General features: G+C 58.4%; 13 protein-coding genes. 8 read left to right on the forward strand and 5 right to left on the reverse strand.

Annotation, left to right across the window (positions count from 1 at the left end; all coding sequences use genetic code 11):
• Window positions 1-873: HNH endonuclease signature motif containing protein (locus HMPREF2604_RS10145; protein ID WP_070565259.1), on the reverse strand; the 873-nt coding region annotated here is incomplete at its 3' end.
• Window positions 874-982: 109 nt separating this feature from the next.
• Window positions 983-2,440, reverse strand: a complete 1,458-nt coding sequence (gene gndA / locus HMPREF2604_RS10150; RefSeq protein WP_070565261.1) for an NADP-dependent phosphogluconate dehydrogenase — start codon at window positions 2,438-2,440, stop codon at window positions 983-985.
• A gap of 43 nt (window positions 2,441-2,483) precedes the next feature.
• Here gndA and HMPREF2604_RS10155 point away from each other — a divergent pair, with 43 nt between their 5' ends.
• Entirely contained in the window at window positions 2,484-2,930 is a 447-nt protein-coding gene (locus tag HMPREF2604_RS10155) for a PaaI family thioesterase (RefSeq protein ID WP_070520420.1), read from the forward strand.
• Window positions 2,931-2,934: 4 nt separating this feature from the next.
• Here HMPREF2604_RS10155 and corA read toward each other — a convergent pair whose 3' ends face one another.
• Window positions 2,935-4,008 (reverse strand): magnesium/cobalt transporter CorA, encoded by a 1,074-nt coding sequence (gene corA / locus HMPREF2604_RS10160; protein WP_070532752.1) that lies wholly within the window; start codon window positions 4,006-4,008, stop codon window positions 2,935-2,937.
• An 83-nt stretch (window positions 4,009-4,091) separates the two neighbouring features.
• Between corA and HMPREF2604_RS10165 the strand changes: the two genes are divergently transcribed.
• Window positions 4,092-4,694, forward strand: coding sequence for a class I SAM-dependent methyltransferase (locus HMPREF2604_RS10165; protein ID WP_070520425.1), 603 nt, complete (start codon window positions 4,092-4,094; stop codon window positions 4,692-4,694).
• Here the strand turns inward: HMPREF2604_RS10165 and thiD are convergent.
• Both thiD and HMPREF2604_RS10175 read right to left on the reverse strand, forming a co-directional pair.
• Window positions 4,691-5,527 (reverse strand): bifunctional hydroxymethylpyrimidine kinase/phosphomethylpyrimidine kinase, encoded by an 837-nt coding sequence (gene thiD / locus HMPREF2604_RS10170; protein ID WP_070520428.1) that lies wholly within the window; start codon window positions 5,525-5,527, stop codon window positions 4,691-4,693. The two genes, HMPREF2604_RS10165 and thiD, sit on opposite strands and share 4 nt — an antisense overlap.
• Before the next feature lie 99 nt (window positions 5,528-5,626).
• A complete protein-coding gene (locus HMPREF2604_RS10175; protein WP_070565263.1) occupies window positions 5,627-6,970 on the reverse strand; it encodes an NAD(P)/FAD-dependent oxidoreductase in 1,344 nt (447 codons plus the stop codon).
• A 186-nt stretch (window positions 6,971-7,156) separates the two neighbouring features.
• On the opposite strand from HMPREF2604_RS10175, the gene HMPREF2604_RS10180 reads away from it, so the two are divergent.
• The 6 genes from HMPREF2604_RS10180 to HMPREF2604_RS10205 all read left to right on the forward strand — a co-directional run bounded on the left by HMPREF2604_RS10180 (window position 7,157) and on the right by HMPREF2604_RS10205 (window position 13,959).
• On the forward strand, window positions 7,157-8,449 hold the full coding sequence (locus tag HMPREF2604_RS10180; protein ID WP_070565265.1) for a class I SAM-dependent methyltransferase: 1,293 nt from the start codon (window positions 7,157-7,159) through the stop codon (window positions 8,447-8,449).
• A gap of 61 nt (window positions 8,450-8,510) precedes the next feature.
• Window positions 8,511-9,230 carry a glycerophosphodiester phosphodiesterase gene (locus HMPREF2604_RS10185; RefSeq protein WP_070565267.1) on the forward strand — a complete coding sequence of 240 codons (720 nt, stop codon included), beginning with the start codon at window positions 8,511-8,513 and terminating at the stop codon, window positions 9,228-9,230.
• Between the two features lie 238 nt (window positions 9,231-9,468).
• A complete protein-coding gene (locus HMPREF2604_RS10190; RefSeq protein ID WP_070565269.1) occupies window positions 9,469-10,443 on the forward strand; it encodes a carbohydrate ABC transporter permease in 975 nt (324 codons plus the stop codon).
• Entirely contained in the window at window positions 10,444-11,415 is a 972-nt protein-coding gene (locus HMPREF2604_RS10195; RefSeq protein ID WP_070565271.1) for a carbohydrate ABC transporter permease, read from the forward strand.
• 76 nt (window positions 11,416-11,491) lie between these two features.
• The gene (locus HMPREF2604_RS10200; RefSeq protein WP_070565273.1) at window positions 11,492-12,802 is read left to right on the forward strand and encodes an ABC transporter substrate-binding protein; all 1,311 of its coding nucleotides are present in this window, start codon (window positions 11,492-11,494) and stop codon (window positions 12,800-12,802) included.
• Between the two features lie 26 nt (window positions 12,803-12,828).
• A complete protein-coding gene (locus HMPREF2604_RS10205) occupies window positions 12,829-13,959 on the forward strand; it encodes an ABC transporter ATP-binding protein (protein WP_070565275.1) in 1,131 nt (376 codons plus the stop codon).
• Window positions 13,960-13,978: the final 19 nt, after the last annotated feature.

Below are 13,978 nucleotides of genomic sequence, written 5' to 3' on the forward strand. Positions count from 1 at the left end.
GATGTTGGTGTAGCCTCCTGCCTGCCAGGGCACCAAATGATGGACTTGACAGTAATCAGCGGGCTTGTTACAGCCTGGTCTAGAACATGTGTGGAATTCAGCGTGCAGGGTAAGGCGTTGTTTGAAGTTTGCTCCACGCTCTAGCCGGAAGGTGTCGATGGGTCCTTCAATAGGGTGCACGATGGTGGCATACCCTATTTCGGCAAACTTGTGGGTGAGGAATTCTGCCCCGGTCATGCGCCCGCCGTTGGTGAGGTTGAGCTCGATGTCCCCGTCACCGTTGATGATCTGGTCCAACTCGTTGAGGGTGACGATGACTTGGGTGCGCACCGCAGGTTTGGAACCGGTGCCCTCTTTGAAGAAGATGTCGTTGGCGGCTTGAAGCAGGTCGGTGGTGTTGGTTGATTCGAGGACGCCGCGCATGTTGGCGATCGTGGTGGCGTCGTCGGTTATGGAGAGTGTGTTGGGGCCTTGTTCCCGGTAGGTGATGCGTACGCCTGGTTTGGCTATGCGTTTGGAGCGTAGTTCTTTCAGTCGTGTGGCGGCGACGGTGGGGATGCGGTGTGCGGGTGTTCCTGCGAGTTTGATTCTGAGGTTCCAGGCGTCGAGGGTTTTCTTGACTTTTGCGGTGTAGGACTCGATGAGTGTGAGGGTGCCGAGGCTGTGGCGTTGTTGAAGGGCTGCGGTACGGGCTTTGCGTTGTTTGCCGCTAAAGCGGGTGGGCCCGAAGTACACCTGGTTAAGGCGTGCTAGTTCGGCGGCATCGGAAGCAGAAGCGCCGAGCGCGCGGAGCTCATCAGGTGAGCCAGGAATGTTTTCCACCAGCGCAATCCCCGAGTTGCGTAGGCGGATGTAGGTTTCGATATCCCCCATGGGCACAGAGACTAAAACAGGTCTCTACACCCCGCAACCGGAAGAAGAAAAATTCTGGTCGCGGGTAGCGGAGGGATAAGAAAAGCCTCTCAGGTGAGGGGCTTAGCAGCTACATTTCGGTAAGCGAGCGGTCACCTGACCATTCGATATGGAACGTGCCCTCGCGGTCCACACGCTTGAAGGTGTGGGCGCCGAAGAAATCGCGTTGGCCCTGAATCAGAGCAGCTGGGAGGCGCTCGGCGCGCAAGCTGTCGTAGTAGGACAGGGAAGAGGCAAACACCGGAACCGGCAGGCCCAGCTGCGTTGCAGCAACCACGACGCGACGCCAGGGGTCGATGAGGTTCTCCAGCTCGCCCTTGAAGTACGGGTCCAGAATCAAGGCAGGCAGGTCGGCATTGTTGTCGTAGGCCTCACGGATGCGGTCGAGGAACTTCGCGCGAATGATGCATCCACCGCGCCAGATGGTGGCCAAATCGCGTGGGTCCACGTTCCAGCCGAACTCCTCGGAGCCAGCCTTGATCTCATCGAAGCCCTGGGAGTAGGCAATGAGCTTCGCGGCATACAGTGCACGGCGAACGTCTTCGACGAACTCAGCCTTGTCCACGTTGAGCTCGGCAATGGTTCCGGAAGGCAGCTGGCCTTCCTGGGCAGCTGCACGTTGAGCCGTGGCAGAAGAGAGCGCACGCGCGAAAACGGATTCCGCAATGCCAGTGATCGGCACGCCCAGCTCGAGACCATTAATGGCGGTCCAGCGGCCGGTGCCCTTCTGGCCGGCGGCGTCCACGATGACGTCGACAAGCGGGGCACCTGTCTCCGGATCTTTCTGTGCTAGTACTTCGGCGGTGATCTCAATGAGGTAGGAGTCCAGGTCTCCGGCGTTCCATTCGCGGAAGACTTCGGCGATTTCAGCCGGTTCCATACCCGCACCATAACGAAGCAACTGGTAAGCCTCACCGATAACCTGCATGTCGGCGTATTCGATGCCGTTATGCACCATCTTGACGAAGTGGCCAGCGCCATCGGGTCCGATGTGGGTCACGCACGGAGTACCGTCGACATTAGCGGCGATGGACTCGAGGATTGGTCCCAAGGTCTCCCAAGACTCAGCTGGGCCACCAGGCATGATGGACGGGCCATTGAGCGCGCCTACCTCACCACCGGAAATGCCTGCGCCGACGAAGTGACGCCCCTTAGCGGCCACCTCCTTCTCGCGGCGAATGGTGTCCGTGAACAGTGCATTGCCGCCATCGATGATGATGTCACCCTCATCCATGGCCTCGGTGAGTTGCTCGATGACGGCGTCAGTAGCCGCGCCAGCCTTAACCATGATGATCGCCTTACGCGGGCGCTCGAGGGAGGCAACGAAGTCCTCGACGGTCTCGGAGGCAATGAACGCTCCTTCATCGCCGTGCTCGCTGATGAGCGCGCGAGTCTTTTCCGGGCTGCGGTTGTACACCGCGACCGTGTTGCCGTTGCGAGCAAAGTTTCGCGCAAGGTTGGAGCCCATCACAGCAAGCCCCACAACGCCAATCTGAGCGAGATCTGTCTTTTCAGCACTTTGAGTCATGTTCACCATCCTACGTCACCGAATTCCACTAACCTGTTGTGGCATGAACCACTCTGAAATCTTTGAAAAGCTCTTGGCCGTTTCCCAGTCGCGTCCGCTCAACGCGGAAGAACTCGAGTTGATCAACTCCAACCCGCAGGGGCTCGCAGGGCTTATTGGCCTGCGCTACACGCACATTTCTGCGGACGAGGTTCGATCTGAGGTGGAAGTCGTCCCAGATCACCACCAGCCTTGGGGCGTTGCAAATGGGGGTCTGTACTGCACAATTACGGAATCGACTGCATCCGTCGGCAGCCTAATCCTCGCAGGCAAGCCCGTTGTCGGTGTCAACAACAACACGGATTTCCTCAAGCCGGTGGCTTCGGGCACGGTGACCGCCGTTGCTACACCGCTGTACAAGGGGCGCCGCACGCAGCTGTGGGAGGTTAAGATCAGCCAGGGGGATGTGCTCCTCGCCGCGTCCACGCTGCGCACGATGGTGGTGCAGTAGCCTCTTACAACCAGTTGTTGCGGCGGAACCACCACCACATTCCGGCCACAACTAACACCATGAGGCCGATTGCGCCGTAATAGCCCCAAGGAAAATGTAGCTCCGGCATGACATCGAAGTTCATTCCGTAGATACCCGCGACAAGCGTTGGTGCGGCCCACATACCAACCACCGCGGAAATCGTGCGCATGTCGGAGTTTTGCTGCATGCTGATCTTGGCCACGGAGGCGTCTATAAGCGAGGTCAAGCGCTCATCGAACCCCGACACGTGGTCCTGGACCACCAGCTGGTGATCGTTGACGTCCCTGATGTAGGAGCGAATCGCCTTCGGAATGAGGTCCTTGTGGTCAGAGACCATCGAGCGCAAAGCAGGCGAAAGCGGCACGATGGCGTGCTTCATCTCCAGAATCTCGCGCTTGAACATATAGATGCGATCGATGTTCGGCAGCGAATTCGGAGTGAAGATTTCTTCCTCGAGCTCGTCGACTTCGATGGCGATGAGCCGGCAGATCTCCGAATAGCGGTCCACCATCATGTCTAGGATCTTCCACGCTAGGGACACGGGGCCCTGTTCGACGAGGTCCTGCTCATCCTCGATCACGTAGGCCAAGTTGGGTAGCTTCGCCGAGTGACGCACCGTGATGATGAATGTGTCACCGATGATCATTTGCATCTCACCAGTGGAAATAATCTGGCGCTTATCGGCTACCTCGTCGTGATCCCGGTAGTTCACTGACCGCGCCACCACGAACAGCTGGTCATCGTAGCGTTCCAGCTTCGGGCGCTGGTGTGCTTGGACGACGTCCTCGACGATGAGCTCGTGGATACGAAACTCAGCCGCCACCTTCGTCATCTGTGATTCGAGCGGCTCGTAGAGGCCTACCCACACGAAGCCGCGGCCGTACTCTTCTACGGTTTGCAGCGCGCTGTGCGGCGAAAACTCGCCGGGAAGAGCCTCGCCATCGACGAACACGCGGCAGTGTTCAATGGCACGTTCGACGGGAACGGAAAAACTCGGAGCACTGTCGTCAGAAGTATTTTTCTTGCGTGGCTTGAATGGTGACGGTACAGATGGCATCGTGTCTCAGCCTCCTTCGTTTCGTATCGGCGTTTTGTAATGGCGGCTAAAGCTTACACCTGTAAGGGCATATAATCGTTGTCATGCCTACCTGGAAAGAAGTTACTGCAGCGAATCCCGCCCATTCCCATAACTTTGCGCGGAAGTGGAAGACACTTCGGGCCCAGGGCAAGGACATCGATGGGGAAGCCCGGCTTATCGACGCCATGAGTGAACGCCACTCCCGCGTCCTCGACGCCGGCTGCGGTTCCGGGCGCCTCGGCGGTGAGTTGGCAAAGCGCGGCCACACGGTGTTGGGCGTGGACGTCGATCCCATCCTGATCGAGCATGCGGTCAATGATTATCCGGAGGCCCGTTGGGAAGTGGGGGACCTTTCGGAAGAGGAAATCCCGGAGGGTAACTTTGATATCGCTGTGGCTGCGGGCAACGTGATGACCTTCATTGCCATCGAAGGACGTGAGGCCGCTCTGCGCAACGTCTTCAACGCTTTGCGCCCGGGTGGTCGGTTCGTCGTTGGTTTTGGCGAAGGTCGTGGTTGGGGCTTCGATGAATTCCTCGACCTCGCCCGCGCGGTGGGCTACCGAGTCGACTTCATCTTCGCATCCTGGGACATGAAGGTCTTTAAGGAGAACTCCACCTTCATGGTGGCCGTGCTTACCCGCCCCGGCGCAGACCTATTGGGTTAGCGCTGCGCGCCTGCGGCGAGGCGCCGCAGCCGGTGACCATGGTCAACGGGGCCGCGCCCGCGACCGACGTGAAGCGCATCAGCATTCTCTATCGCTTCGTGGAGCCATTCGGTGGCCCATACCAATGCCTCGTCGAGTGTTTCCCCCGCTCCTAAACGTGCTGCGAGCGCGGAGGAGAGCGAGCAGCCGGTGCCGTGCGTGTTCTTCGTGTTAATCCGCGGGCAGGGCACGCGGGTTACCGCGCCGGACGGGCTTACCGTTGCATTATCGGCTTGGGCGCCGTCGAGGTGTCCGCCCTTGACCACGACCCAGGTCCCATTGTCGTGAGCCCACTGAATGGCGATATCGATTGCTTCCTCGAGGATGCGCGGCTGTGCGACGTCCGCGAGGACAGCGAGCTCCGGCAAGTTCGGCGTGACCACGGTGGAGCGGCGGGCGAGTTCGCGCACAGCGCGCTCCGCCTCCCGTTCGAGTAGGCGGTCGCCGCTGGAGGCGACCATGACCGGATCGCAGACTATGGGAACCCCCTCGGGCAGGGTAGAGACGAACTTGCTCACCGTTTCGGTGATGGACACCGAGCCGAGCATGCCGATCTTGAGGGCGTCGATAGTCACGTCCTCCTTCACACTTGTCAGTTGTTCGCGCAGGAATTCCACCGGAGGGGTGTGGATGGCGCGCACCCCTTGCGTGTTTTGCGCGACGAGGGCCGTCACCACTGCCATGCCATAGGCGCCGGCCGCCTCAAAGGATTTGAGGTCAGCGTGAATTCCCGCCCCTCCCGTGGGATCGGTGCCAGCAATGCTGAGGACGCGAGGCAGGGCAGGACGGTTCACGGTTTTCTCCTTTACGCTAGGGACTTCTTCCGTTCTACCGTATGTGGCCAAAGAAAAGGGAGAGAGGATGATTCCTCTCTCCCTTAAAGCGCGTAGAACTTAGTGAAGGTCGCGGTCAATGACGTTGCGAGCGACGCGCTGCTGCTGGGTGATTTCCAGGTTGCCGCGGTCGCGCGAGAAGGCGTTGAGGATCCAGTGCAGCGCCACGAGGGTACGGCTGCGGAAGCCAACGATGTAGAAGATGTGCAGGCCGAGCCAGGAGATCCACGCCGGGAAGCCAGCAAACTCGGTCTTGCCCAGCTTGACGACGGCGTTGAAGCGGGAAATAACGGCCATGGAGCCCTTGTCAAAGTACTCGAACGGCTCGGCTTCGTTCGCGGTGGACTCTTCATCGATCTTGGCTTCGATGAGCTTGCCCACGTGGTTGCCGCCCTGGATGGCCACCTGGGCCACGCCCGGAAGGCGGTTGAGGGAAATCATGTCGCCGACGATGTAGACGTTCTTGTACTCGCCAACCGTGAGGTCCTCGTTGACGGAGACGCGGCCGGCACGGTCGGATTCCACGCCAGCCTGGTCAGCGATGACCTTGCCCAACGGGGAAGCAGCGACACCTGCGGACCAGATCTTGGTCGCGGCCTCGATGGTGACCTCTTCCTCGGTCTTCATGTTCTTGTAGGTGACGGCGTCAGCGGTGACGTCGGTAACCATGGCGTTGAGGCGCACGTCAACACCCAGCTTCTCCAGCGTGCGTTGAGCCTTGCGGCCGAGGCGCTTGCCAAACGGCGGAAGGACCTGCGGAGCGCCGTCCAAGAGGTAAATCTTGGCGGAGGAGGAACCGAAATTGGAGTATTCGCCAGCAAAGGTGCGCTGTGCCAGCTCGGCAATCTGGCCGGTCAGCTCAACGCCGGTCGGGCCAGCGCCCACGATGACGAAGGTCAGCAGCTTCTCGCGCTTTGCAGGATCCTCTTCCAGCTCCGCCTTCTCAAAAGCGGAGATAATGCGGGAGCGGATCTCTAGGGCATCATCCAGCGTTTTCATACCTGGGGCATACTCGGCGAAGTGGTCGTTGCCGAAGTAAGACTGGCCAGCGCCGGCTGCCACAATGAGGGAGTCGTAGCCGTAGGTACGAACAGCGCCATCGAGTTCCGCGGTGACGGTCTGATCCTTGATATTGACGTCGGTGACCTCACCGTTGACAAAGTTAACGTTGTCCTGGTGACGCAAGATCTGACGCGTAGACGGGGCGATTTCGCCGGCGGAAATGACGCCGGTGGCTACCTGGTAGAGCATCGGCTGGAAGAGGTGGGGGTTCTTCTTGTCGATGAGGGTGATCTCAACATCCGCGTCCTTGAGCTTCTTGACGGCGTTGATACCGCCGAAGCCGGCACCGATAACAACGACGTGGTGGCGGCCGTTACTAGGACGGTGGGGAGTTTGCGCCATGGTGTTTGATTACCTTCCTTAAGAAAGCCAGATTATTTTACCCGAGTCAGTCTAAACCTTTCTACCGGTACATGCATACTTTATGGGTTATTAACTGGCTTTTTGGGCCGCGCCTCCACCCGCGCGGGCCCCGTTGGCTTTAGTCTGGGAGGACACATGCGTGCGATGAGGAAGGCTGACTTGAGCGTGTATCCCCACTTGGCTTCGATCGATGCTGCGGTGTGGCCCGGCGTGGCTACTGTCCCTTCACCGCGCCTACTGCGTATGAAAGCTGGCCGGGCTGAGGCGGAGTTCGCGCAGGCCTGTTCCAAGGCTGGGGTAGAGCTGGAAGGCGAAGATCCAGATGTCACCGTGCTTCACGACGCCCTCTTCTCCCGCACCGCCGATTCGGGTTGGCTGGGCCTGGCCGAGTCTTATATGGCAGGCGAGTGGACAACTCCCGATTCTGAGCGCCTTGTCAAAGTCCTCACGCGGCTGGTGGAGGTGGGTTATCGGCCGAAGGCCAAGGAGCTTGCCGTGGAGACATCGAGCCCTGGTGAACTACCCCTTGACGTTGTGAAACTGTACGCAGGTGACTCGCTGAGCCATTCGGGCGGCATTTTTGCAAGTGGCGTACCCACTACGGTGCGCGAGGCGGTGCGTAGCTATAGCGCGCGTGCGGGCAGAAAGGAACCCAAAGAGCACTTCGTCGATGTAACCACGGTGACCGAGCCGGCAGCAACGGACCGTGAGGACTTAGGCGACGCACAGCGTCGCGCTGCGCAGTGGCTTCTCGACGCCACCCGCACCGGCGCCGGAACACACCTCCTGGTCTATCCAGCCACTGGACTGCAAGTAGCGGTTCAGGCGGTGGCCCGGCGCGCCACAGTGGACGTGCTTACGGGCGACACGGAGCAGAGGGCGCTTTTCGACGAGCAACTGCTTCTCGAAGGCGCCGCTGATTCGGTTCACGTGCAGGGGATAGAGACGGCCTTGCCCAACCCAAAGAAGTGGCGTGGGCGGTATGACGCGATAGTGAGCGTCGAAAAGCTGGAAACGCTTTCGCCGCCGGAACGCCGACGATACGTCGAGATGCTGGACCGCTCGCTGGTCAGCGGCGGGCGCCTAGCTTTAGCTTCGCTTTTCGCCACGGATGCGATGACCCCGGCTGCGCGTTCGGCGATTCAGGTTCTGCGTGCCTATATCTGGCCTGGTCTGGAATACCCGACGTTGGAGGAAACCCACAGGCTCTTCGATAAGCGCTCCAACCTGCGAATCATCGGGCAAACCCACACCGGAAGTCACTACCTCGAAACGCTTCGCTACCAGCGCAGCTTTTTCGATGGCCGCCACCGCGAAGCCGGGGCGGCTGGGTTCGATCAGGTCTTCCGACGCCTGTGGACCTTCCAATTTGCCCTGCGCGAGGCGTTGCTCAGCCTGGGCATGCTGGATGCCGTGCACGTGGTGGCGACCCACCGCCACCGCGGCGGCCGGCGTTAGCGGTCTACACTGGGGCGGCGCCAAACGTCACAATTCACTTTGCCGCCCGGAGGATAAGAGTATGTCGGAGTGCCCAGGAATTATCGCGCACCGAGGTTATAACGGCTGGTACCCCGAAAACACAGTCCGGTCCTTCGAAGAAGCCCTCAAGCTCGACGTGGCTGGTGTGGAGTGCGACGTCAACCTAACCAAAGACGGAGAAGTCGTAGTTATCCACGATCAGACGGTGGACAGGACGTCGGATGGCGCCGGCGCTGTTGGCGACATGACCCTAGAGGAGCTGCGCACACTCAATTTCGGTACCCACGGGGATCCGCAACGCATCATGCTTCTCGACGAACTCGTGGACCTCGTCATGTCTTACCCCGGAAAGCAGCTGCTCATAGAGACGAAGCATCCGTCTCCTTTTGGTGCACGCCTTGAGGAATCGGTAGCGGAAGTCCTACGCGGCCGACAGCTCGATGCCGACCCACGGTTTAGCCTGATCTCCTTCAACCCCGAAGCAATTGCTCGGTTTCGACACTTCTTGCCGTCCTTGCGGTCATTCCTTCTCCTTGAACCTGATGAGGGAGTCCCGGAAACGCTCGAGGGTGCAACGGGATTTGGGCCTTCGATTCACCAAGCGCGGAGGGACGCCGGCTTCTTTGTCGGTGTTGATGCCCCGTCCTACGTGTGGACGGTGAACCTGCCGAAGGACATGGAGTGGTGCCGCGAAAACGGAGTATCGCTCATGGCAACCGACCTGCCAGAGCTGGCAATCGACGTGCTTTCGCGCAGTTAGCCAGCGTTAGGCTACATCCTCATCTGATCCGTCATGGACCGAAATGGTCTATCTAAAGAGACGGCGGAGTTCTCTCATTAACGCGACGTGATGTGAGGTCTTCCATTGTGTTGCTTGTGATGTTCCCCACGCGTAGCATGGGTTTTCGAGTGCTCGGCTCCGGAAATTTTCCTGCTGTTTATCAAGTCAATACTTTCAATAAACTTTTTGTTTACTGCCTTGGTCTAGTTTCTTCTGCATGGCAATTTCCACCCCGGCAAGCGGGCTAACGGCTGCGATCCCTGCAGTCACTGAGAAGCCGGTCGTCTCCGAGGACTTCGCGCGTCATCCACGCAAACGGAAGCTCGATTGGAAACAGATCGGTCTTGCGGCATTGCTCGTTGGCCCGAACCTTCTCCTTCTCGTTCTTTTCACTTATCGGCCGTTGGTCGATAGCATTCGCATCTCTTTCTTTAACTGGAATATTTCATCGCCGACGATGACCTTTGTCGGTCTTCAGAACTACATCGACTGGTTCCAAGCACCGGATACCGGACGCGTGGTGTTCAACACTGTCGTTTTTACTTTCTTCGCGGTGGCCGGTTCGATGGTTTTGGGACTGGCTCTGGCATTGCTGCTGGACCAAAAGCTTTTTGGTCGCGCTGCGGTGCGTTCGATGGTCTTCGCTCCCTACGTCATCGCAGGTGCGGCGATTGGCGTGGCCTTCCAGTTTGTCTTTGATCCCAACTACGGCCTCATCCAATACTTCTTGGGGATCATCGGGGTCGATGTGCCGAACTTTTACCAACAACAGAATTGGGCTCTGTTCATGATTACGGTGACCTATATTTGGAAAAACGTAGGCTACGTTTTCGTTATCTATCTGGCTGCCTTGCAAGGACGGCGCCGTGATCTTGACGAAGCATCGGAGATTGACGGCACCCCGGCCGCGCGACACCTCTTCCGTGTGGTCCTGCCGCAGCTTCGCGGCACCACCTTCTTCTTGTTGATTACCGTGCTGCTCAATTCCTTCCAGGTCTTCGACATCATCAATGCGATGACCGGTGGTGGACCGTTCGGCTACGGAACTTCCACGATGGTCTTCCAGGTGTACCAGGAGACCTTCATCAACAACCGTGCCGGCTATGGCGCAGCAGTAGCTACCATCATGTTCCTCGTAGTGCTTGTCATTACGGTGCTGCAGATTAAGTTGCAGGAAAGGATGGATAAGTAAATGTCCGAAAGCCACGCAATTCCGGCTTCCGTCCAAGTGGGGCTACCGCAAGCAAAGGGCGAGCTGCCACCGGTTCCTGGCTCACAGTCCCTCGCAGCTCCAGTCATCACCGAAGCCCAGCGCAAGCGCAAAGGCGAGCCAGTTGATCACAGTCATCCAGCCACGAAGGTTATAGGCTATATCGCCTTGGTGCTGACGGTACTCATGATTATGGTGCCCTTGTACTTCATCTTCATCACCAGCTTCAAGTCTTTCCAGGACGTGTACTCGGATCCGATTTCTTTCTGGCCTAATCCGCTCGAGGCGGAAAACTACTCCTACGTCTGGCAGACCTCTGGATTCTCGAGCTACCTGAAAAACTCCATCATCATCACCTTGGTCCTAACGGTGGTGGAGGTAGTCCTCGGCGTTTTGTCGGCCTATGCCTTTGCTTTTATTCGCTTTCCTGGCCGAAATTTACTCTTCCTGCTCATCATCGCGTCATTGATGGTGCCCAACCAGATTACGATTATTTCGAACTACTCGTTGGTTGCGTCGTGGGGTTGGAGAGATACCTACGCTGGCGTCATTGTCCCATTGGCCGGCGTGGCGTTCGGTGCCTTCCTCATGCGCAATCATTTCCAATCATTGCCTCCGGAAATACTCGAGGCCGCTCGCATGGATGGAGCAGGATTCTTTACTACCTTGTTCCGAGTAGTCCTGCCAATGTCGTGGCCAACGCTGTCTGCGTTTGTCCTCATTACCGTGGTCAATGAATGGAACCAATACTTGTGGCCCTTCCTGATTACGGATACACCGGCTGCAGCCACACTGCCGGTGGGCCTGACCCGCTTGCAGGACGCGGAAGGCGTTACAAACTGGGCACCAGTGATGGCCGGCACCGTGCTGACAACCCTGCCCATGATCATTATCTTCCTCATTCTTCAAAAGCCGATGATCAAGGGCCTGACTGCGGGCGCAGTCAAGGGTTAGTCTGACCGCCTGCTATCTCAACGCCCAACTCACTCAAGTCCCCCATATTCTTCACTTTTCAAGGAGAACCTCCACCATGTCTCGTAAGACCTCTACTCGCATCGCTGCCGTTTGTGCAGCACTGCTGACCACCGTGTCTCTGACCGCCTGCGCAGGTGGCTCGACCACTGCAGGAAGCGGCTCCAAGGATGGCGGCGACGCCAACACCATCACCTTCTGGTCCAACCACCCGGGTTCCTCCCGCGACCTGGAGCAAGAGCTCATTGATGAGTTTGAGAAGGAAAACCCGGACCTCAAGGTTGAACTGGTCACCGCTGGTTCCAACTATGAGGAAGTTGCACAGCGCTTCAACGCGGCGCTCGCTGGTGGCGACTTGCCTGACGTCCTCGTTGCATCCGACGTCACCTGGTTCAACTTCGCACTGAATGAGGCCACCACACCGCTCGATGACCTCTGGGAGATGAACGACATTGACTCGGAGAGCTACGTCGATACCCTGCGTGAAGACTACAAGTACAAGGACAAGCACTACGGCGTGCCGTACTCCCGATCCACGAACCTGATGTACTGGAACACCGATGACCTCAAGGCAGCGGGGCTTCCTACCGATCGTGGCCCGAAGGACTGGGAAGAGTTCGACGAGTGGGCTACCAAGATCAAGGACAAGCTCAACAAGCCGGCTGTTACTGTTCCGGATGGCTCCAGCTATCTCGACTGGTACTTCCAGGGCATGATTTGGGCCTTCGGTGGTTCTTACTCTGATGAGTGGGAACCGAACTTTACCTCGAAGGAGTCCATCGAGGCAGGTAAGTTCCTGCAGGAGCAAGTCAAGGCTGGGCATATCGAAATCTCCACTGACCCGACCGTCGCATTCGGCTCCGGCAAGGCCTCCGGTCTGTTGGAGTCCACCGGTTCTTTGGGTGGCCTGAAGGAGACGGCAACGATTCCGTTCATCACCACCTACCTGCCGGGCCCTGGTCCTTCGGCAGCGACTGGCGGTGCCGGACTTGCCGTGCCGGCTGGCATTTCTGACGAGCGCAAGGCTAACGCGGTTAAGTTCATTGACTTCCTGACTAATACCGAGAACACCATCAAGTTCTCCCAGAAGACGGGTTACATGCCGGTGCGCAAGGACGCCTTGGACGATCCGGAAGAGAAGAAGTTCTTGGAGGAGAACCCGAACGCGCAGACCGCTATCGAGCAGCTCAACGAGAACACCAAGCCGCAGGACTATGCTCGCGTCTTCGTACCAGGCGGCGGCCAGCGCATCGGTGGCGTTCTCGATCGCATCACCGTGGGCAATGAGGACGTAGAGACCGCATTCGGTGACCTGCAGAAGGAGACCCAGAGCGTTATCGACCGCGACATCACCCCGAAGCTCAAGTAACACTTTGGATAGTTTGAAAGGACACCATGGCTACAGTTGAATTCCGTCAAGCTTCCAGGATTTATGATCCGAAGAAGCCTCCGGCGGTTAGCCGCATAAACCTAGATATCAAGGACGGCGAGTTCCTAGTACTCGTCGGGCCTTCGGGCTGCGGCAAATCTACGACATTGCGCATGCTCGCGGGCCTTGAGCCAATCGACGAAGGGCAGATCTTCATCGACGGGGCTGACGTTACTGAAGCCCGCTCGCGGGATCGCGATGTAGCCATGGTGTTCCAATCCTATGCGCTGTACCCCAACATGACAGCGCGCCAGAACATGGCCTTTGCCTTGCAGAACGCCAAGGTGGATAAGGCAACCATCGAAAAGCGCGTGAATAATGCCGCGAAGATGTTGGAACTGGAAGACCTCATTGATCGCAAGCCTTCCGCTATGTCGGGCGGCCAGCGCCAGCGCGTGGCTATGGGACGCGCTATAGTCCGCCAGCCCAAGGTCTTTCTCATGGATGAGCCGCTGTCCAACTTGGATGCGAAGCTGCGCGTATCGACGCGTGCGCAAATCCTGCAGCTGCAGCGCGAGCTCAACACCACCACGGTCTACGTTACCCACGACCAGACTGAGGCAATGACCATGGGGGACCGCGTGTGCGTCCTCAAACAAGGCATTATTCAACAGGTTGACGCGCCCAACACGTTGTATGAAAACCCTGGAAACACGTTCGTGGCGACGTTTATCGGTTCGCCGGCTATGACTCTTATCGACAATGTCCCGTTCGTCGACGGTCGCGTTGTCGGCGGCAAGGACCATGCGCTGGACTATTTCATGCCAGCAGAGCAGGCCGCGAAGGTGGCCGCAGATCGCGTCATCGTGGGCGTGCGGCCAGAGAATTGGGAAATCGTTGGCGTGAACCAACCCGGTGAGCAATATGGGCTACCAGTTCGGGTCGACATTGTGGAGCACCTTGGCTCCGAGTTGTACGTCTACGGCGGCCCAGAGGAGTCGGCGGATGACGTCATCGCAGTCCGTGGTGACCGTATTTCAGTGAAGGTGCCCCGAGGCGTTGACGTGCGACAAGGCGACACGATTTACCTGCGCCCGATTAAGGGAGGTTGCGTGTTCTTCGCCCCAGACACCGAAATCAATTACGACTATCTCTAAGCTGCTTCCACCACAACTA

This window comes from Corynebacterium sp. HMSC055A01 (genome assembly GCF_001809405.1).
In the GTDB taxonomy this organism is placed as follows: Bacteria; Actinomycetota; Actinomycetes; order Mycobacteriales; family Mycobacteriaceae; genus Corynebacterium; species Corynebacterium hesseae.